General features: G+C 59.3%; 12 protein-coding genes and 2 pseudogenes. 10 read left to right on the forward strand and 4 right to left on the reverse strand.

Annotated elements, in window-relative coordinates:
• Positions 1-47 precede the first annotated feature (47 nt).
• Both AC1DK4_RS33970 and AC1DK4_RS33975 read left to right on the forward strand, forming a co-directional pair.
• A pseudogene (locus tag AC1DK4_RS33970) lies at positions 48-149 on the forward strand (SDR family NAD(P)-dependent oxidoreductase); the annotation flags it as partial.
• Between the two features lie 118 nt (positions 150-267).
• Positions 268-750 (forward strand): hypothetical protein, encoded by a 483-nt coding sequence (locus AC1DK4_RS33975; protein WP_441623255.1) that lies wholly within the window; start codon positions 268-270, stop codon positions 748-750.
• A gap of 641 nt (positions 751-1,391) precedes the next feature.
• Here the strand turns inward: AC1DK4_RS33975 and AC1DK4_RS33980 are convergent.
• Positions 1,392-2,399: a DedA family protein/thiosulfate sulfurtransferase GlpE gene (locus tag AC1DK4_RS33980; RefSeq protein WP_441623257.1), complete on the reverse strand. Its 1,008-nt coding sequence runs from the start codon at positions 2,397-2,399 to the stop codon at positions 1,392-1,394.
• 435 nt (positions 2,400-2,834) lie between these two features.
• Here AC1DK4_RS33980 and AC1DK4_RS33985 point away from each other — a divergent pair, with 435 nt between their 5' ends.
• The 3 genes from AC1DK4_RS33985 to AC1DK4_RS33995 are packed head-to-tail and all read left to right on the forward strand — an operon-like array spanning position 2,835 to position 4,512.
• Positions 2,835-3,662 carry an MBL fold metallo-hydrolase gene (locus AC1DK4_RS33985; RefSeq protein ID WP_441623259.1) on the forward strand — a complete coding sequence of 276 codons (828 nt, stop codon included), beginning with the start codon at positions 2,835-2,837 and terminating at the stop codon, positions 3,660-3,662.
• A 44-nt stretch (positions 3,663-3,706) separates the two neighbouring features.
• A complete protein-coding gene (locus tag AC1DK4_RS33990; protein WP_441623260.1) occupies positions 3,707-4,342 on the forward strand; it encodes a DNA/RNA non-specific endonuclease in 636 nt (211 codons plus the stop codon).
• A 14-nt stretch (positions 4,343-4,356) separates the two neighbouring features.
• Positions 4,357-4,512, forward strand: a complete 156-nt coding sequence (locus AC1DK4_RS33995) for a hypothetical protein (protein WP_441623262.1) — start codon at positions 4,357-4,359, stop codon at positions 4,510-4,512.
• Between the two features lie 155 nt (positions 4,513-4,667).
• On the opposite strand, the gene AC1DK4_RS34000 is transcribed toward AC1DK4_RS33995, so the two are convergent.
• Both AC1DK4_RS34000 and AC1DK4_RS34005 read right to left on the reverse strand, forming a co-directional pair.
• The gene (locus AC1DK4_RS34000) at positions 4,668-5,318 is read right to left on the reverse strand and encodes a hypothetical protein (RefSeq protein WP_441623264.1); all 651 of its coding nucleotides are present in this window, start codon (positions 5,316-5,318) and stop codon (positions 4,668-4,670) included.
• A gap of 13 nt (positions 5,319-5,331) precedes the next feature.
• Positions 5,332-6,483: an integrase domain-containing protein gene (locus AC1DK4_RS34005; RefSeq protein ID WP_477132055.1), complete on the reverse strand. Its 1,152-nt coding sequence runs from the start codon at positions 6,481-6,483 to the stop codon at positions 5,332-5,334.
• 1,051 nt (positions 6,484-7,534) lie between these two features.
• On the opposite strand from AC1DK4_RS34005, the gene AC1DK4_RS34010 reads away from it, so the two are divergent.
• The 3 genes and pseudogenes from AC1DK4_RS34010 to AC1DK4_RS34020 all read left to right on the forward strand — a co-directional run bounded on the left by AC1DK4_RS34010 (position 7,535) and on the right by AC1DK4_RS34020 (position 11,206).
• Positions 7,535-8,536, forward strand: a complete 1,002-nt coding sequence (locus AC1DK4_RS34010) for a PRTRC system protein D (protein ID WP_441623267.1) — start codon at positions 7,535-7,537, stop codon at positions 8,534-8,536.
• Positions 8,537-9,915: 1,379 nt separating this feature from the next.
• A pseudogene (ssb, locus tag AC1DK4_RS34015) lies at positions 9,916-10,275 on the forward strand (single-stranded DNA-binding protein); the annotation flags it as partial.
• 484 nt (positions 10,276-10,759) lie between these two features.
• The gene (locus AC1DK4_RS34020; RefSeq protein ID WP_441623269.1) at positions 10,760-11,206 is read left to right on the forward strand and encodes a hypothetical protein; all 447 of its coding nucleotides are present in this window, start codon (positions 10,760-10,762) and stop codon (positions 11,204-11,206) included.
• Here the strand turns inward: AC1DK4_RS34020 and AC1DK4_RS34025 are convergent.
• Positions 11,144-12,541, reverse strand: coding sequence for a replication initiation protein (locus AC1DK4_RS34025; protein WP_477132057.1), 1,398 nt, complete (start codon positions 12,539-12,541; stop codon positions 11,144-11,146). The two genes, AC1DK4_RS34020 and AC1DK4_RS34025, sit on opposite strands and share 63 nt — an antisense overlap.
• Positions 12,542-13,891: 1,350 nt before the next feature.
• On the opposite strand from AC1DK4_RS34025, the gene AC1DK4_RS34030 reads away from it, so the two are divergent.
• Positions 13,892-15,103: a ParA family protein gene (locus AC1DK4_RS34030; RefSeq protein ID WP_441623271.1), complete on the forward strand. Its 1,212-nt coding sequence runs from the start codon at positions 13,892-13,894 to the stop codon at positions 15,101-15,103.
• Entirely contained in the window at positions 15,100-16,071 is a 972-nt protein-coding gene (locus AC1DK4_RS34035; RefSeq protein WP_477132056.1) for a ParB/RepB/Spo0J family partition protein, read from the forward strand. Before AC1DK4_RS34030 ends, AC1DK4_RS34035 begins: the two co-directional genes overlap by 4 nt.
• Positions 16,072-20,568 lie beyond the last annotated feature (4,497 nt).

Genomic DNA, 20,568 nt, shown 5'->3' on the forward strand with positions numbered 1-20,568 from the left:
GTTGATTGAAGGACGGACGGCATGGGATCAGGGCCTGGTACGCCGACCCAAGGAAATTTGTCGCCACGATGCTGACGCTATGCGCGAGGGAAGATTCGCATCTGACGGGACAGGCCGTGGCCGTTGACGGCGGGATCTCGGCACTGTGATCGCACGCCAACGAGGAAATGCTCGTGGGTTTTGYACAGCCCCCAAAGTTTTGAACTCAACCACCGCGCGCCGGCGTTCATGGACGACGGGAGAAGATCTTGGAGAGCAAGGCGTGTTATGGATAGCGATAACGGTTACGTCTGGCACTACACAATAGGGACGCTCCTCGTCGCTATTGCGCACTCGAGGCGGCTGATGCCGGCAGTTACGCACGCGACAGCACCGCGTTCGGGCGACGAAATACTGTGGTTCTCACGCAATCAGCAGTGGGACCCGTCCGCCTTGGCTGACAACAGATTGAGTGGAGCGAAGCAATTGCTTTCGCGTGCCGCGCTACATGCGCGGTTTGGCCTGTACCGCTTTGGCTTGCCTGAGGGGGACATACGCCTGCTGCCGTGGCCGACGGTGACACGTGTGGCCGATATCGATGTGCGCGAGGCCATGGAGATGGTCGCCAGCGGCCTGCGTTGCGGCGCGGCCCCCACCGACTGGGTCGGCGCGCTGACAGCGATTCCGCTCCGTGACCTTCACCTCGAAAGATGGACCGGCGCCGCCTGGATGCCGGCAGCCCTCGATGAACTTTTGGCCAAGGTAGCCTGACGAAGGTTTACGCGTCCAGCGAGTTTGACCGGTAGCCCTCAGAACCCTCGACGATACCAGCCACAAGCATTTCACCCGGGGATCTCGCCTTGCCCGATGCAACTGGAGCATTTCTGATCCACGCGTCTGTCTGCTGCGGGTTGCACAATCACCGCAATCTGATGCGGCCCGCCGAAGACTCTGACAGTCGACAGCGCGATCGACGTGATGTGCCCTCCGATCCGGCTACACTTGTCACTACGCCGGCCCGGCCCATGTAGGACCGTGAAATTCCCCAAGACGTATAGCGGTCGGATCGCTGATTGATTCGCCGCACAGCAAATTCTGATCGCTAACGACGTTCTTAACGCCTGCGACCTGCAGGAAAGACCCGGCATCTTTCACCGTGGCCGGCTGTTGCGTGCCTCCTTGGAAGGGCTGCAGAAATAGCGCCGACGCGTTCGCACGAGTCGCTCTGGAAAACCCTCCGGCACAATCGGCCTTCGAGCAGACCTGGCACGACGGCTTCACTCGTTCGCTCGCAATCCGAGCGCGGCAGGTGCGCGATCTTGCTTAGACGCTGACATTACCGGCGGCGAGTAGAGAAGCCCGATCCGGTGGCGAGGACTAGCATGAGTTCGTATTCCTGCCGTCCTTGGCTCTCAATTCGGAGCTATGGCGCGCACGGTCATATTGTTCTTGTCATCCTCTCCAACGCCCTCTTTCTCGGTCGTCAGCGAGAGCTGTTCTACCGGATAACCGTGATGTTCCCAAGCATCAAGGCCGCCTTTCAACGCACGCACGTGCCGAAATCCCTTTCGACGCATTTGTTGCGAAATCGTCTTCGCCGTTGCTTCGTTAGGGCAAACGCAATAGACCACAAGATCACGTTCGAGTAGCGCCTGATCGACTTTCTCGGGTGAAGCCAAGTCAATTGGTATTGCGCCCGGGATGCCGTGTGGTTCTGCATGGCGCACCGCTTGTGGGCGAGCATCGAGAATGACAGGCGGACGCTCTGACCGCATCATCTCATCAAGCTGATGAGGTGTAATCCGAATATGCGCGAGCCAGCGACGGAAACGTAGCCGCTGAATCCATCGGTATGCCACAAACAACGCCGCGACAGCAAGGAGAACTTCGGCAACAGTTACGCCCTGCGCACTCACCAGGGACATCATCCTGGTCAACTGTGAACCAAATAGCGTTCCTCCAGCGAGCCACACCCCTGACCACATCGCGCCGCCAGCGATGTCCCACGAGAGAAAAACTCTTCGGTCAATCTTGGTGGTACCAAGGAGCGGAGACGCGATAAGTCCAAGACCAGGGACGAACTTCGCTACAAGCAGCAGTGGTGCCCCATAACGCTCGAACCAGGCGGTGGCCTTCCGTAGGCTCGAGTCCAGCGATAGAGATACTCGGACTAACCGTGCGAGGAGACGCCGACCATACAGCCGTCCAAGCGCAAACCATAGTCCATCCGAAATGAGAACAGCGGTGACCGCGGCCAAGAATACTGAACCGAAGGAGACGAAACCAGCCGCTACCTGAGAGCCAGCTAGGAGAAGCATCGGTGCCGCGGGAACCGGCGCGCCAAGTTGGGTCACCAGGACGCTGAGAAATACTACCCACGTTCCCCATTCGGAGATTAAGGCTGGGGAGAAAAATGTCATCAACAATCGACTCCGCTTACTATTGACGGTCGACCATGTCGCAAGTAGCGCACGCGTCGATGCGTCGCATTGTCACACAAGCGAGGAGATCCTGCGTCGCACGGGGAAAAGTGATAGCCCTCCAGTTCCTCCCTCGATACAAACATGAATCTATACGACCCCGGAGATCGAACCGATGCACACGAAATTCTGCCCTTGAAAACTAAGATGACCGGTCATATACTGTCGGTTTGGGGAAGGTTCGATCACGTTCTTCAAAATTTTGACTCGCAAGGAGAAGTTCCGGAATCTTGTGCGGCGTATTGGATTGCCGAAGTTTCAATTAGAGGCTGAGAGATGAATCGTAGAAATGTGCTGAAGCTGGGTGCACTGTGCCTTATGCCCGCGCTACCCCTTATCGCTAGTGCGGAAAGCGCGAGCGGTCTGAGTTACCAAGTGTTCACTGCCACCCGTCTGGGTCTCAATAGGGACATTCCGCCGGGAAAAGAATCCCTTATGTGGGTTGCTAACTCTTCCACGCTGATTTCTGGGAAGAGCGATGCTGTACTGGTCGACACGTTCCTGACCATAGCGCAAAACGAGGAATTAGCAGACAAGATTGCGAGCACGGGCAAGACGCTCCGAACCATCTACGTCACCCATGCGCATGGTGATCACTTCCTAGGACTGAAAGTCCTCCTTAACCGCTTTCCTGATGCGAAGGCGTTAGCGACACCGGAAGCGGTAGCCAGCATGCGTATTCAGACTGCTCCGGAGACGTTCGATGGCATGTGGCGCAAACTCTTTCCGGGACAGGTTCCGGACGTCATTGCGATTTGCGATCCTATGGAGGGCGACACGATCGAACTAGAGGGGGAGAAGCTTTCCGTTGTCAGAGTTGGCCATACGGATACGGACAATTCAACCTGCCTACACGTCCCCTCGATCGGTTTGGTCGTTGCAGGGGACGCCGTCTACAACGGCATTCACCCCTACTTGAGCGAGTCGACCCGGCGCGACCAACTCCAGTGGATAGCCGCGCTGGACAAGATCGATGCGTTGAACCCTAAATTTGTGGTCGCTGGCCATAAGGTTCCAACCCAAGACGACAGCCCTCGCAATATTGAAGAGACACGTAGGTACATTCGCGACTTCATCCGACTGGATGAATCTACGACATCGGCCCGCGAGCTATACGATCAAATGCTTACGCTCTATCCCGACCGTGCGAATCCAGGGTCCCTATGGAGTGCGGCACGGGCTGCAAAGACCCAAAGTAAATAGGAACCTCCTGAACCCTCTAAAGATAGCAGAGCGTTGGTAGCCCAATGATTCCGGCAGCAGACCGTGCACACCTGTCGGGTTACCGGCGCGGCACCGGCCTTGATCGGGGCCACCTCGCGCCGTCGGCCGACTTCCCCGACCAGGCCTCGCAAGCCGAGAGCTTCAGTCACGCCAACGTCGTGCCGCAGTCGTCGGTCAGCAATCGGAGGCTGTGGAATCATATCGAGACGTCGACCCGCCGCATGGTGCGCGACTACGGCCAGGCATTCGTTGTGACCGGCCTGGCGTTCGATGCCGCGCTATCCGCACGTCTGGACGACCGAGTCGCCATCCCCACTTATCTGTGGAAGGCAGTCTACGTGCCCGGTGTCGGCGCTGCGGCCTATGCGGCACGAAACGACGCGACTCCGTGGTACGCCGTCGTGAGCATCGCCGAGATGGCCAACCTCGCCGACGTCGATCCTTTCCCGCGCCTCGACGGGGCATACCTGGTGACGCCGATGACGCTGCTTGCACCGACGCCGCGTCCGGGCGAGATGGCGGGCCGCAAGGTCAGCCTCGCCACGCTCACATCCGTTGCTATTGAACTGTCTGAGGCCCCTGAGGCCCAGGACGCTCGGCATCCTGTCCTCCGGTCCGGTTCCCTGCCCTTCATTCGGGCCGTCTTCGCCCGCGGCTAATTCAGGAGAACGACATGGAACGCCTCAAGCAAATCATCCATACCATCCGCACCGACGAGGAGGCCCGCTCTGGCGCCATTTTCGTCATCGCCCTCATCCTGTTCTTATGCTGGTGGGGCGCGACCGGTCACTGGGATGACTCCCCGTACCTGCCGTCCTTCCTGCGGTGATCGCCCGCTGCGGGCTCGCCGCCGGACCAACTCGCGGCGAGTCAAGCCGGAACACAAGGGGACCCCGAGCACATGAGTCCACCCTATTGGCGGAAAGACGCGTGTTTCTTGCGTCTTTCGAGGGACATTCCAGCGCCTAGGTCCGCGCCAAGACGCTAATGCAGGACCACCCGAATAATCGGCAACCTGCTCTCTTCGGTCACGGACAACAATACCGCCGGGTCACGCACGGCACGCAGCGTGCCCTCGACGTCAGCCTGCAATAGCCACGCAGAGAGCAACCCACCAAGCGCTGTGAAATCCAAGTTTCGGCCCGGCGGATCACAACCGATGAGTGCAAAGGCCTGCCCGGTCTCGTCGTTATCGGCCAAGCTCACCCCGATCTCTCTTAGACGCTCGATCGCTGATGCCGCCGGCCCGTATTCGATGACGCATTTTGCCAAGTCACTCAGAAAGATCCTCACGGTTTCGCCCGGCGCCCGCCGCAAGTGGGTCAGCTCCAAGCAAGGATCTTCCGCTAAAAACACCTGCACATCGAGCGTCCATCCCGCTGGGTCATCCGGCATCCAACGCAAATCGACCACCAGCATGCCCCACTCGGTGCGCAGGCCTCGACGGCGCCTCTGCGCCTCGTCCAATACGTCCGGATAGGTCAACGCCTCGGCGCGCGCCACCGCAATGACGTACTCGGGCAAAGCCACCAACGGCCACGCTGCCAACGCCTCGGGGTCCACCCCGCGTCTCAAGATATCGCAAAGCTCTTGCGTCGTGTACACGCGATCTTCGTACTGCTGCACTTCCAACATGACTGACTCCTGTTTAGCTCTCGCCGATCGCCGCGATCTTTCCCAATAGCCGGTAAAGCGCCTGCCGTGAGATACCAAGCACTTGCGCGGCCTTCGCTTTATTGCCCTCGACGGCGAGGAGCGCAGACTGCGCCTGCTCGGCTGTGRCCCGCGGCTTCTCCTGACGCGCCATCGCGGTGAAGGTCGACAGGTAAGCGCTAGATTTCGACGGCTTGCTGTGCCCAGCCGCCTCGACGACCGCCAAGATCGCCTGACGGTGCGCCTCGATGTCTGGTGCAGACCCGCCCTTGATCGGCGCATCCACGCCGGTCAACGTCTTGTAGAACTCTTGCAAATACTGATGTCGCAGCCCATGACTAGTCACACCGAGCCCTTTCTTGCAAATCCCGTACTTTCGAAGCACGTTGTTGTAGTGACCCCGCCACTGTTTGATCGAATAGCACGACGGTGTCGTTGATCCGCTCATCGGATCCACCAGGGCGGCCGCCTCCTCCAGAACCGCCAGCCGCAACTGCACGGGCACCTCGCGTTTGCGGCCGCCCTTCGTCCCATCTACCACCCGTAGCGTGTCCAGATTGCGAAGTGCCGTGCGGATCTTCAGCGAATAGCTCTCCTCGATGCGCAAGCCGAATGCCGCTTGCAGCTTGAGTTGCACCGCCACGCGTGGGTGCTCGGCTCCAATCTCCGCAATCTTGGCCACGGCGTCGATACCGTTGCCCTCCCAGGACTTGTCCGTCATCGTCACGTAGCTACGCACCAGCCCGTGCTCCTCGCGGTCGGCGTAGTCCCCCAAGGTGCGGATCAGGTTGTGTTTCCCGATCCACTGACTGAACGCCTTCAGGTGTGACAGCTTGTTCTCGATCGTCCCGCCTGACTGTTTCTGCGACAACCAGTAGTCCACCAGCGTCTGCACATGCTTGTGCCTCAGCGAATGCGGGCTCTCGACGTGGAACCCGCACGCGTGCAGTTCCACGAATGAGCGGCACACCGTGTACATTCGCCGCTCCTGCGTCTTGATCGAAGCATTCTTGTGGCTGATCCGTGTCTGGCTCAGGATCTTCCTCACGTTCCCAATCACCGCCACCTCGATTTCGGCCTTCAAGCGCGTCGGCAGGTTATACCTTGCCAGAAGGCCGCGCACATCAAGCACTGTTGACTGCCGCATTCGAAATTCCTCTCATTTTGCGTTGTCCTGCACGCCCGACCCGTCCCTGCGTCCCCCGTGACGCGTGGTGCATAGCCGTCTCTGGCGCTTGCTGTATTGCCGTTTTCCGTCGGCTACGGTCCTGCCTTCCGATCCTTTAGCGATCCCCTTGCTGGTCGGCCCCACACGTGGAAGTGCGTGTCATGACCGTCCCGTTCCCTCCCCGCCAGTCGCGCTGCGCGCAGTYCGGCCATGAGGGTTCGGGCTACTCGGTTGTCGGGATCGCTCCCGCCATGTACGTCAACCAGTGCTTGCGCACCAGCCGTCGCCACCCGTGTAACTCTCGTTGCGCTGTTTCTTTAGACGGTCGCGCTCACCGTGCTCGTATCGTTCCAGAGAGTTCATGACCTTGCGCCATGCAATCCCCCGCCCCCCAGGTGACGACATCTGGACCGCCGTGTATCGGGCCCGCAGTGTTCGTCTACCCCGCATCTCGCTGTCAGGCGTGTTCAGGTTAAGGAGGCAGCAAATGTGTCCGAGTGTCCGGTCTACACATGTCCTCATCACGTCCAAGTCTTCCAGACAACCCGCAAAGCCATATGGCATTGCAGTGTCCGGTGTCCTCAGTGTCAGCCAGTCTGTGTTTGTGGCGAAAGAAAAAAATGCCGCGACAGTGTGCGGCTCGGACAGCGTGGCGACCGACAACCCCTTTCAGGGCGGCTTCGGTGCTTGGGATGGCCGCCAACGTGGCGGTAGGTCGATGCGTCGGGGACGCGAGAAGTACGACAAGGATAGCCGGCCAGGCGCAGCTGTGCAAGCCGGAGAGGCCGCGAATCGTGCGTGAAATTCGTGACGTTACGTCGGCTTGACTTTGTTTCTTTGGCGGTAGAGTTGGTCTGTCGATGTGCCACGTAGAGGGACTTGGTCAAAGCTGAACCGAGCAAGTCCGATCAGATCAGGGGAAGTGGGACTACGAGCAACCACCCTGGTTTGTCTTGCTCGGTCCAAGTCCGCCCTAGTGGCACTTCGAGCCATCAATACCCGATAGGCACTCACCAAGGAGTATCCGCTCATGAAAGTTTCGACCGTCGCAATCGATGTCGGCTATGGCAACACGAAGTCCGCATTCCCGCTCGGCTCTGACGTCGCCACCAGCATGTTTCCGTCGCTGGCGCCGCTAGCTGCGACCTCTTCGTTGACGCCGCATAGCGGCTCCATCCTACGTGCCCGGAATGTCGTCGACGTGGTCGTCGACGGGGCGCGATACGAGGTCGGGCCGGAGGTATCCATCAGCGCCGCATACGGGAACACTGGCCGGTCATTGTCCGAAGACTTTGTCACGACCCCGAACTACGCTGCGCTGCTGGGCGGGTCCTTGCGCTATTCGAACGCCACCGAGATTGACCGCCTGGTGCTGGGACTTCCCGTGCACAACACCCAGAAGTACGCCGGCTACCTGAAGGACCGCTTCAGTGGTGAACTCGACTTCGGCTGGGGTCCGATCCGGGTGCACAACGTGCTGCCGCTGCCTCAGCCTATCGGAACATTGGTCACATTCATCCAGCAGTGCGCCAAGCAGTACGACCCCGACAACGCCTATCTCGTGATTGACGTCGGCTATTTCACGACCGACTGGGTGGTCGCACGCGGCTATACGATGGACGACACCCGCAGCGGTGGCGTGCCAGGCGGTGCATCTCGTATCTATCAGCAGGTGGCGAGGCTCATCTCGCAGGCCGAGGGCGCAGCGGTGGACAGCATCGAGCGGATCGACAAGGCAATCCGCGAGGCTAAGCCGATGCTCTTCTATCGCAAGGATCTRGATCTGCGCCCCTTCGTTGACGAAGCCATTGCGGTTGCGCAGCAGTCCGTGATGGAAGTTCAAACGCGTGTCGGTCGCACCGAGGATATTCGCGCCATCATCCTGACCGGAGGCGGAGCGAGCTTGTACGCGCCAACGATTCAAGCGGCGTTTCCGCACAACGACATTCATGTAATGGATGCGCCCTGCTTTGCMAATGTTCGGGGCTTCCATACGATCGGCTCTGCACGCCATGTGTCGAAGTCTTCCTGAGCCGGCAGGACATGGACAAGCTGCAGATAACGATCACGCTGTCCCCCGAAGCTGCACCCGACCTGTTGGCCTATCTGCGAAAGATACCCGGCGCTCGCGAGCGTGCCTTTGTATTTCGACTGCTCGCGCAGCACGGGTTGAGGGCGCTTGGCGGCGCGGGTCCCGTGGGATTGCTACCAGCACCTGAAAACGCGCCGACCAGGACGCCCCTCCCAGCGGGGGGCGCCATCCCAACAGATAGCAATGTCGATATCAGGGAACACAGGCTAGAAACGAACTCTCCGCTCATGCCAGTCCCGACTAGCCCGTCCATCGCGGCGCCGCAAGGTGGTGCGTCGTCAGTGGATACGACGGATGCCTTCACCATTCTGGACGTTGGCGCGCTGAACGATGCGATGGCCAGATTTGGATGAAGCCAACAACACATTAGCGATCACGTATGCAAAGCCTCCAAATGCAGATCACATTGACCCAATACACGACGCCCCGCTTGCTGGCCTACCTCAATGAGATTCCCACGGCGAAGGACCGCGTCTTCGTGCTGAAGATGCTGGCCGAGAGAGCGGTTGAGGCGGGCATCGGCCTGCGTGGCCCTGAGCCTGCCCTCTCACCGCGACCGGCGGAACCAACGACGGCCAGAATGAAGACGGCACCAAAGACGACACCGAAGAAGGTGACACCCAAGACTTCTTCGAAGAAGCCAACATCCCGAGTCGCAACCACCCGCACGGCCCATACGCCGAGCCCGAGTAGGCGGCGACCCGCCTCCGGAGACAGAAAGGCGAGCAACTAGAGGCATCTGCCAGAACGCTATGCGCGACCATCTAACCTACGTCCACACGGTTGCGCGAACAATGCACGAATAGGAGTGGGTCCCGACCCCCTTGACTCCCGAAGGGGGCGGGTACAGTAGAACCAACCGCAACGAACCAAGATAGGTCGACATACACCATGACGGAATACGAACTCTTCCGCTTTTTCAAGTTTCTGCTGGCATTTGGCATCTGCTGGGCCCTGTGGGAATGCGCACTGACTCTATTCGTGGCGGTGCGCCGCCGTTGAAATAGGTTTAACTTGATGGGCACGCGTGCGTCTTAGACGCACCGATTCGGGCCTGGCCACACTTGGTCCGCAGGTGTCTCACCTTCCTTTCGGCGGCGCTCTTACTTGGTGCATGGGCATCACGTAAGCGCGTTGGCGCCTCAAGGATTCCTTGCTCTGCTGAGCATCGAATAATCGCCCGACCGATCGCCATGAAGACGCCACAGACTACTGAATGGGACGCCACATAGATGACCATCAGCGTGAAGAACAAGCGGACGGGAGAGCGAAGGAGATTGGACAAGGATTCCAAGGTCTTCCTCTGAGGGAAAAAGATAATGGGATTTCCCGACAATAACGACAATCTCGGGGCCGACCCTGAAGCGGGCTATCTACCAAGTGGCGACGCGGTGACGAACATTCGTCTGGCTACCACCGATCGCTACAAGGACAAGACTAGTGGCGAGATGAAGGAAGCCACCGAGTGGCATCGCATCTCGTTCTTCGGCAAGCTCGCGGAGATTGCGGGCGAGTACCTGAAGAAGGGGTCTTCGGTCTATATCGAGGGTCGCATTTGCACCCGCAAATGGACAGACCGGTCCGGTGTGTAAAAGTACAGCACCGAGATCGTTGCCGATCAGATGCAGATGCTTGGCAACCGCCAGGGTGGCGGTGCCAGTGACAATGATGGCTACGGCCAACAGCCGTCGCGTTAGTCGCAAGGCCAGCAGCCCGGCAGCCAGGTACAAGGACAGCGGGGCGCACTGCAGCGCGAGAGTGCGCCGCCGCGTCAGCAGCCTCCCGCTTCGGGCAGCTCATCCCGACTCCCTCTCGCGGTTCGCCATGCTGAAAAGACCCTCTGACTCGGCCAGGCTCGGCCGGGGTGCCGTTTGAGCAAGCGATTTCCCCCGCCTGTCTCAGGCATCGACCAACCATTCCGACCGGAGTCCCATTGGGAAAGCTCCGATAGCCCGAAAGCGCACCAAAAATCGGCGCCTTTCCGGGATTTCCAGTCCTACGCGTAGGACTGGCGGGCTCGGCGGTCGCGCGTCGCACCTGGCTGCCCCCTCCGACGCACAGCTACGGGCTCCTGCCCGCGTCGACGCGCGCGACTATGAGTGTGCGGCTACCCGGCAGACCGTTCGGCTGATCCGGCAGATCTCGCCCGCCGGCAAGGTACGCGTGCTCATCACCAATCTGCTCGACATGCAGCGCTATCCGGCGCCCACCTTCCGCGATCTCAACCATCAACGCTGGCGCCTCAAGCACCGCATGGCACCCGAACATCTATCCGGCCTGTCACAGTTGGCCGCTAGGCAGGACTTCGGCGCCAAAATCCTCAGCGACAACCTGCACGCTCTATGCTGCCTTAGCGCCGCGCAGGAACACGAAATCGACTCGGACCGTCGCATCAACCGAACCTTCGCCATCACCGCTCCCAAACCTGTCCTGTCAGCGGCGCTGCTCGGCTTGCGCAGGGCCAAGGCCGCTCTGAAGGAGACCTTGCGCGTCGCGCAGGGTGGTGCGCACTCAAGAAATCGGTTCTGGCTGGGACGAATTGCGCGCTCAAGCGTGCGAGGATGCTTGGCGACCGAAAACGAATTGGCCCAAGTACCATGCCAGCTCTGAGTTGGCCAGGATGATTTCTTCGGACACGGATGAGGGCTCCAACTTCATCCGTCTCAACACAAGCTTGCCCTCACGCGAAGCCAGCCATGCGCGGACAAACTCCAATCGCGCTTTGGTATCCAATGCCCCGAAGTGTTCGCGTCCCTGTTGCGATTCTTCGTTCATGCGCGTGCGGGTCTCGACTTCACGTGAGGCAACACTGCGCTCCACGCTTGTCTTGACAGCAATCTTCACTGCTTCTTTTTGTTCTTTCTCCACGAGCAGATCAGTCTGAACCTGAACCATCGTCCGCTCGGCGTCCGACATCCGCCAGTTGTCGCGCAGCGCTTTCATCAAATAACCAGCGGGACTCTTCTTCACCTGACCGCGATTGAGCTTGAACCGCGTGTACTCGATCGCCTGCAGGATGCGATCATCGCTCCATGTCTCGCGGTTCTCGGAGATCTCGCTGAATTGCCGTRTTGAGAGGTTGAACTCTTCCTTCAGGATCTTATAGATCTGGCTGGCGTCCGATAGACTCGCCATGACAGCGTCGGCCGTGTCCTTGCGTTTCAGAATGAAGCGAATCCGGTCGACCTTCTTCGATGACGTGGACTCGGTCTTGGTCTCATAGGAGAGCTCGATATCCGAGATCTCATTGATTTCGCGGACCGCCGGCTCCAGCCAATCGCGCTTGAAGTATTTGAAGATGGTTGCATTCGCGCCCATCTTGCCAGGCCAGGTCCGCATCTCATCGAGCTTGATCCAGTCTGTACGTCCGCCAGGCACGCTTGGCAGGACTTTGTCATAGATGGCCCGTGCGAGACTCCTGGTAAAAGCCGTTGATATACGAAGGCTCAGCCAGTGAGACTTGCGGGGATCTCGAATGTGTGGGATCAAGCTGTGATGCACATCGAAGCGGATGCGGCCACGGTGCATCGCTACCATGCCGATGAGCTGGACCTGGATCCAGATATCGTCCTCATCAGGCTCCTGGCCCGACGGTGTATTCGTTACCCGAACTTTGGCGTTCTGGGCTTCATCGGCGACGGTACGTAGATGTTTCAGGTTGCGACTGTCATAGCGCATCAACCACTTGAAGTAGTTCAGCTCGACATCGTACTGGTCACGAATTTCCGGCTCTTGTGCAACGATGAAATACGCGGCGTCCAGGAACCGTCGCGCCGCCAGCCCCATGTTGACAATTTCCGTGAAGAAATTGTTTCGCTGATAGCCGATTTCACGGTTTGCCTCGTTGATAGGCATCCCGAGGTCGAACATGTCCTCGAACAATGCCAGTGCCATTTGGCGAGGTGTCGTCCTCGCATTGACCTCCACCGGATTGTCCGTCGCCATACTGGTCTTCTCGCTCGTTTGGTGCTCGACGGACTCTAGCATGTGATGGTGAGGTCCTGTCAACACAACAAACCTCACCATCCCGTTGTCCTTCTGCGCTCGGAATCAGCGTGGCGGAACTCTGCGCACAATGAACCTCACCTGATGCACAACGAACCTCACCCAGACTCGTCACCACTACGGTTCAGGCGTTGACCAGCCTGAGCAAAATGGACTTGTGCACAGGTGGCGCACAATACTTCTCACCATCGAGGTGCCAGCACAAGCAACCTCACCTTGTCGTGGAACAGACCTCACCGTGCCCGCACAGTAAACCGCACCATGGCGACACACTGAACCTCACCTTTGGCACAGAAAACTTCACCTTTCTAAGGTTAAGTCCTTGATCAAAAAGGAGTTCGTGATCCTCTGTTTGTTGGTTGGGTGGTTTACTTCAAAAAAAAACAAACCAACATAGACCTACTCCAGAAACAAGAAATGATCGCAGGGCATCGGCCCTCTGATCGATGTGCGGGCGCAGCGTGGCCACTGCCATCGTGTCCCAACTACTTGGGCCGAGCGTTGAAATGATCTAAGAAGCACCCGTCCAATGCCACGAAGCCTCCCCGAGAGGGGTCGTTTGGATCAAGGTGCGCCAATCGCCTCAATGAGCTATGCCACCCTCAACGCCATGGTGAGGTTCTTTGTGAACCACGGAAGGTGAGGTTCTTTGTGTCGCTTCCATAGCGGTTCTATTTGCACAATGAACCTCACCGTCTAAGCGCGTCTCAGGGGGCAGTGAATGGTGAGGTCTATTGTGCATTGATAGCTCCGATATGTGCCCGTTTGAGATGCTGTGTGGAGGAGGCGAGGACGCGCATGACGATACGGTATCCGCGGGCATGACCTGGGACACAGGTAACTGCCTCGGTCACTACTTTTCCCTCAGGAGTTCCGTCTTCAAGTCGACCGAAGGTGAGGTCGATTGTGCTGAGGGCCGAAGGGGGCCCTCCTCTGTCTTGCCAGGCATTGAGTTGGACCGAAGCGAAGGTGAGGTCCATTGTGCCTGTTCACCCAAAACACACTTAGACGGTTCTGCCGAACGGCACAAATGACCTCACCTTGGCAGGCGCTTTCGGCGCGAGGCGCCATAGAAGGTGAGGTCATTTGTGCTGATCCGGGTCTGGGTGTGTACGACGGACGGATGCCCTAGATTTGTTTTGTGAATATCTAGGCGGCTGAAATTGCCTAAAATTTAGGCAAAATGGTTGTCCTCACGGAAGATTCCATTACAAATCAGCGATTTATGCGCCGTTCCTTAAACATTTCAGGTATTCTGAGCTTTATTGAATACTTCGGATAAACCTCAGAATGGTGAAAACAAGCCAACTTCCAGCAGTCGACCGAACTGTACCGCTTGAGCAGATATCCCAGTTCGCGGAAAAGGTCACCATTTTTACCCATGAACTTCGCGAGACGATTCTCGCACCGCGGCCGCGGAAAGCCGCACCAATTTTCAAGACGGGGGAGATTGCAGATTTGTGCAACATCTCGCACTCGCAAGTGCAGTATCTTGCGACTAAGGGGGATGGCGACCTCCCGCCAGGGAAGGCTGCGGGTACTGGGCGTACCAGGACCTTCACGCTGGAAGAGGCGCGTATCTGGGTGCAGAAGGTCTCCGACATCTATCAGACACCGCTCGTCACTGGCACGAGGGAGCCTGAGGGAAAAATCATCATCACTGCCCAGCTCAAGGGCGGGTCCGCAAAAACCACCACGACCATGTGTCTTGCGCAAGGGCTGACCCTGCGCGGCCGAAAAGTTCTGGTTGTCGACCTCGATCCGCAAGCCTCGCTTTCGGAGCTGTGCGGTTTGTATGCCGAGAAGGATGTCTCGCCGGATGACACGGTGCTGCCCTACATCTATGACCAGCAAATCGAGGGGGGACTGCTGGGAAGCATTCAGTCGACCTATTGGGATGGCCTGGATTTGATTCCCGCGCACACAGAACTTATCGGGGCTGAGTTCCATCTGCCCGCGATGCAGAAAATCAAGGCTGGCTTCCGCTTCTGGACGGTGCTGAGGGAAGGGTTGGAGCCTTTGCGCAAGCACTACGACTATATCCTCATGGATACGTCTCCCTCGCTTTCCTACCTTAACCTGAACGCTTTGCTCGCTGCAGACGCGATGGTCATGCCGATGGTTCCTGAGAACCTCGATTTCATCAGCTCGTTGTCCTTCTGGCGCCTGTTTTCGGACGTGTCGAAGAGCTTCATTAAATATGAAGCCGACAAGAAGTACGACTTCGTTTCATTGCTGCTATCAAAGGTCGACTATGGGCGCACCTCATCTGCGCCCATCGTGCGTGCTTGGGCGCAGAGCGCATATGAGAGCTGGCTGCATTCGATTGAAGTGCCAGCGAGTTCCGTCATGAGCACCGGCGCGCTGGCATTCTCGACCGTCTTTGACGTGAGCAGCACGCATAGTGCTGCGAAGTCGCTGCAGCGAGTGCGCCAACCTATCTTTGACTACTGCCGGTGGTTGGATGATATCTATGCTGAAAAGTGGAGGAACGCGCAATGAGCAATATGCGAGAGCAGCTGCTGGCCAAGACGGCGGGCATTCGGAAGACCTCGGCGATTAATCAAGACGAGGTCAAGCGCACCGATCGAACCCAGACGGCGCCTGGCCTGACTGGTGCACTGGCCGTTGCGCAACTCCGTGTCCAGGAGTTGGAAGCAAAGGGCGTCGCGTCTCAGCTCGCTATTGCCGACCTCGTGCCGAACCCATGGCAGCCTCGACGCGTGTTCAATGAAGTCAAGCTGTCAGAGCTTGCAGAGTCGATTCGCGAAGTCGGCTTAATGCAGCCCATCGTGGCACGCCGGGCTGAAAGCGGCTACCAAATTGTCGCGGGTGAGCGCCGATGGCGCGCCCATAAGATGCTTGGTCTTGATACCGTCAAGGCAGTCGTCGTGGAGTGCTCCGATGCCGATATGGCGGTGCTGGCCATGGTCGAGAACATCAGCCGGGACGACCTATCCGATTACGAAGTCGCGCTGTCTATCCGGCAGACGGAGAAGGAATTTCCCTCGCGAGTTCGACTCGCGGAGGCGCTTGGGCTTTCCAAGAGTGGCCTCTATCGATTCCTTAGCTTTGCGCAGTTACCAGATTTTGTACTGAGCGATCTCGATCTTCAGCCGCGGCTGCTGGGTGGAAGCGCGGCCGAAGCCATCGTCACAACAATTCGGAAGTATGGCGAAGCGGGCAACGATGCTGCTAAAGCGATTTGGCCGCTCGTAGCTTCGGGAAAGATGGAGCAAGGTAAAGCTGYCGGTGCCATTAAAGCGCTTGCGACCCGGCAATCTTCAGTTCCAAGCTCCGCGAGTGAGCGCAGCATTGACAAGTTTTTTTCCGGCAAGGACCAGGCAGGTTCGATTACGAAGGACGTCAACGGCTTCACAGTGAAGATCAGGGCCGGAGTACTGACGGCTGCCCTGGAGACCCAGATTCGGCAGATCCTTAGCGAAACGTTCCACCACCAGCCCAAATAGTTGCACCCTGTACAAGTCTCTGGCCCGCATTGCGCGGGCTTTTTTTTGCCCGTCAGCTTGTACCGGAAACGGATGCCCTCTGTTTTTCCGTGGTGCGGACAAGGCCCGCGCCAACCGACCTTCCCAGTGCGACTGCCAATTCCTAAGAGCGGATTGTCTGCGTGGTAGGTCATCGGCTATCCAAATCGAGGACGTGCCTATCAGTTCGGGAAAGCCAACGAGCGTCGGGGGAACCGGCTCATCCTTTGGAATCGTCGTGCGCCAGCCGAATTCGGCAACGCGCAAACTTGGGAAAGTCGGCCGGGCGCCCCCGGGACCGGAACATTTCTATGCGCGCCCGGCGCCTCCACTCACAGTGGGCCAGTCCCGAAACTCTAAGCGACCGCCTATCCGAAGGTAGTGGATTGCCCGACTTCGAACGGTTCACGGGAGTTCGCTTGGATGCTATCGGTGCCCCGTGGACACCTTCCCAAGTTGGGACGGTTCCGGGCTGCAATTGCTACTGCGTGGCCTACGATGACTCGCCTTCCACGAATCTCGCCCGGGCGTTCGATCCCAGCCCAAAAACATCCGATTGGTGGCGACCGGGGCGCTTTGCAGATCTTTCCAACGTGGAACGACTCCCGAATTTCATGCGATCTCTCCGCCAAATTGGGCGGCCGACAAGTCGAGGACCGTCCCAAGTTGGGACGGTCCCGCGTCGCGTGCCATCGCTAGGAGAAGCGGCCTTGGCGAAGCGCATCGTCCCCAGCGTGTGGCTCCAGCCGGCCCGCCGAGTGAAGTTCCGACGTCGAGGCCGCCCCCTGTGGACCGTCCCAAGTTGGGACGGTTCCAGGCCGCAATTGCTACTGCGCAGCCTGCGATAAGTCGGTCTGTGACTCGCGCCTAAGCCTCAGACCCTACTCAGAAATCATCCAAAGTTGGAGATGGCCGGCGCTCTGGTTCCCAACCTGGGAGAACTCGCGAACTTCATGCCATCTTCTGGGCAACGGGACGGCTGATGCGGCTCTGGACCGTCCCAAGTTGGGACGGTCCAGAGCCGCAGGCTACCGATTAGAGAAGCGGTTTCGGTGAACCTCACTGTTCCCGGCGTGAGTGATCCCAACCGGGCAGAGTTGCGGCATTTAGGCCGCGCCTAGCGCACCGTCCCAAGTTGGGAAGGTGCGCAACCGCAAATGCTGTGCATCCTGCGATGCGCGGCTTCCCTGAATCCCGCCCAGGCGCTAAGCCCGGCCAGAAGCCATCCGAAGGTGGAGGTGACCGACGCGCTTTGCAGGCCTTTCCAACTTGGAACAACTCCCGAATTTCATGCGATCTCTCGCCAGACTGGGCGGCCGACAAGTCGAGGACCGTCCCAAGTTGGGACGTCCAGAGTCGCGTGCCACCGCCAAGAGAGGCGATCTCGGCGAAGCGCATCTTCCCTGGCGTGAGTGAAGCCAGCCGGTCCGCCGTGTGAAGTTCTGGCTTCGATGCCGCCCCCTGCGAACCGTCCCAAGTTGGGACGGTCACGGGCCGCAATCGCTAGTGCGTGGCCTACGATGAGTCACCTTCCACGAATCCCGCCTGGGCGTTTGATCCCAGCCAAAAAGCTATCCGAGGTTGGCGGCGACCGACGCGCTTTGCAGGCCTTTCCAACTCGGAACAACCCCCGAATTTCATGCGATCTCGCCGCCAGATTGGGCGGCCGACAAGTCGAGGACCGCCCCAACTTGGGACGGTCCAGCGTCGCGTGCCACCCTGGGAGAATCGGTCTCGGCGAAGCGCATCGTCCCCAGCGTGATTGATGCCAGCCGACCCGCCGTGTGAAGTTCCGGCTTCAAGGCCGCCCCCTGCGGCCCGTCCCAAGTTGGGACGGGCCGCAATCGCTAGTGCGTAGCCTACGATGAGTCGCCTTCGCTGAATCCCGCCCGGGCGTTCGATCCCAGCCCAAAAGCCATCCGACGTTGGAGGCGACCGGGGCGCTGCGGGTCTTCCCAGCTTGGGAGAACTCCCGAACTTCATTCCGTCTCCCGGCCAGGATGGGACGGCTGACAAGTGGGGGACCGCCCCAAGTTGGGACGGTCCTGATCCACACGCCACCGTTAGGAAGCGGCTCGGTGAGCCCTCATTAATCCCAGCACGAGTGATTCTCGTCGGCCATCATGGGAAATTGCGGCATTCGGGCCCTGCCCCGCCGGCCATCCCAAGTCGGGACGGTACCGATCGGGCATGCAGTTGCCTATCGCACGATGACACAGCCTTAGTCGATCGCAGCCAGGCAGCTCATCGTGGCCAGAAACCATTCGAAGTTGGGGGAGCCGCGGGCGCGCTCTGCGGTCCTCCCCGACTTGGGACAAGTCCGGACCTTCATGCCACCTCCTGGCTAGGATGGAACGGCCGATGCGAAGCTCACGGACTTTCCGAAGCCGATCAATCCCTGCATTAAGTTGCCCCAAGTCGGGAAGCGTCCCAAGTTGGGACGCTTCCACGCCGCCATGCCGCTGCATACACGGCTTCCGCGAATTCCCGACAGGTAACCCCGCCTGAAGCCCACCGGAGTCGGAACGACCGTCGGCGCGCTCTGGGGGGCCTTCTCAACCTAGGACAAGCCCCGAGCTTCATGCCGCCCGCAGGCCAGGATTGTACGGTTCACGGAAACACGTAGACTCTCTGAAGCCGATCGCGCCCTTCAGCAAGCTGTTGCCCGTTGGGCAACTCGGACCTTCCCAAGTCGGGACGGTTCGGGCCGGCAATGCCGCCACCTATCCGACGATGAAGTGGTCTCCGTGAAATCCATCCAGGCCGCCGCCCACGCCGGCCATCGACCTTCCAAGGTTAGGCGCGTTCCCGAATCGCCGTTGCGGACCTCTCGCGTTTGAACAAGTCCCCAACTTCACGCCACCACTTGGCCTGGATGACACGGCTGCCGTGACGCTCACTAATTCTCCGCAGCCAACCAATCCGTTCAGGAAACGGTCCCAGGTGGGGACAGTCCCGAACCGCACGCCACCGCCTACCTGAAGATGCTCGCGAAGCTCCCTTACGAGCCAATCAGTCGTGGCGCGGCGCACCGACCTTCCGCGGCTGGGGCGCTCTCTGGCACGGCACGCGGGCAAAGCCAATTCGGGATGGCGCCGACCGGCCCCTCCAATTGTGAAGGGTAGCCAGTACGACACGCGACACGAGGCACCGTCCGGATTGGAATGGATTCTCGGCAAGTCCGATGGAACCGTCCAACTTGAGGAGGGCGGTGAGCCACAGTGAGCGTCCCAATTTCGGAGAGTTTGCAAGTCGCGCTCAGAGCAGCATCAGTCGGAAAGATCGCCCAGCCGCGCCGCAGCCTCTCAAAACCCGACGTGTTCTGAACCGTCCGTGTGGCATGCCAACGGAGCGAGCGATCAGGGAGCGACTTACGACAAGCGCCGAATGGCTCTCCCGCTTCCGACGTTTGCTGGGATTTCCACCTCACCTTAGACAATGGCGGCGAACCCTCTGGCGGGGGCGTTGGTCCGCCGGAGGGTTCGCATCCGCGATGCGAGATTTGAGCCCGCCCTGACGCGGCAAGGGGTCTTTAAGCGCGTATGCAGGATTAACTGAAGCGCCCGATCGCTCGGAACGCGAGCGTCGTAGCGATGAGGCAACCAGCCGCCAGGTCGCCGCGATCACTCGGTACGGCATGTCGTCGATCCGCTCGGAGCCTACCAACGCGCTTCCAGCAACCCACGGGAATGAAGAAAAGGACGTGAGTGACACCATGGATCACGCCTTACCAAGCGTCCGATCGCCCAACTCATGTTTCCGCTTGCAGATAAACACACCACACGCGGCAGATGAGCCTTCCTCCTCGGCAACCGCGTCTGAGAGCAGCCCAACGCGGGCGGATAGATGCAACCTGGAAACGGCGGACTCGCCGATTCCGGCACGTTGCGTTTGGCAACCGCACCATCTTCCCAGCAGGCCGCTCCAGGCAACGATCTACTTTCGTGGCAGCAACGTGGGACCTAAGTGGAATATACGTGCCATGCACGGCCCACCTATGTGCCACGTGTGAGATGAAAGCGCGTTATACCGTCGCGAGCAGCACGGAAGTGGCGGGTTGTGTTTTGGCTGTCACTGAGGGCGAGGCTGGCTCGACGAGTTGCGAGGTCGGCTCGGCTCCACGAGATTATGAACACGCGAAAGGAGCTTGGTTGGAAGTTCAGGCAACGTGCCATGGGGCCGCTTTGCACCGATCCGGCGTCCTACACAAGCCTGGACACGCCGTTGTTTGCGCAGCAGGGCACCATGGCGAGAGCCATGGAAGGCGCTGAGGTCCATCCAACTGCCGCAGGCCTGGTGGTCGCCCAGCACTTGGGCAGGGGAGCCACAGATGCCAGGAAATTTATATACTGAGTGCGCCGGGAGACCGGCAAGGAGTTGGTGGTGCAAGTCCACTACGATGAAGGAATAGCGAGCCACATCGGCCCCGAGCCGTGCGCAGGCCACCGCGAGGTGGTAGGCGAAGCGTCGGTAGGGGAG

Source organism: Cupriavidus sp. 05N38 (assembly GCF_056397345.1).

Coding starts and splice junctions, on each gene's coding strand:
- AC1DK4_RS33980 (WP_441623257.1), bottom strand. CDS start 2,399: ATGACATTTTTCTCCCCAGCCTTAATCTCCGAATGGGGAACGTGGGTA.
- AC1DK4_RS33995 (WP_441623262.1), top strand. CDS start 4,357: ATGGAACGCCTCAAGCAAATCATCCATACCATCCGCACCGACGAGGAG.
- AC1DK4_RS33990 (WP_441623260.1), top strand. CDS start 3,707: ATGATTCCGGCAGCAGACCGTGCACACCTGTCGGGTTACCGGCGCGGC.
- AC1DK4_RS34030 (WP_441623271.1), top strand. CDS start 13,892: ATGGTGAAAACAAGCCAACTTCCAGCAGTCGACCGAACTGTACCGCTT.
- AC1DK4_RS33975 (WP_441623255.1), top strand. CDS start 268: ATGGATAGCGATAACGGTTACGTCTGGCACTACACAATAGGGACGCTC.
- AC1DK4_RS34000 (WP_441623264.1), bottom strand. CDS start 5,318: ATGTTGGAAGTGCAGCAGTACGAAGATCGCGTGTACACGACGCAAGAG.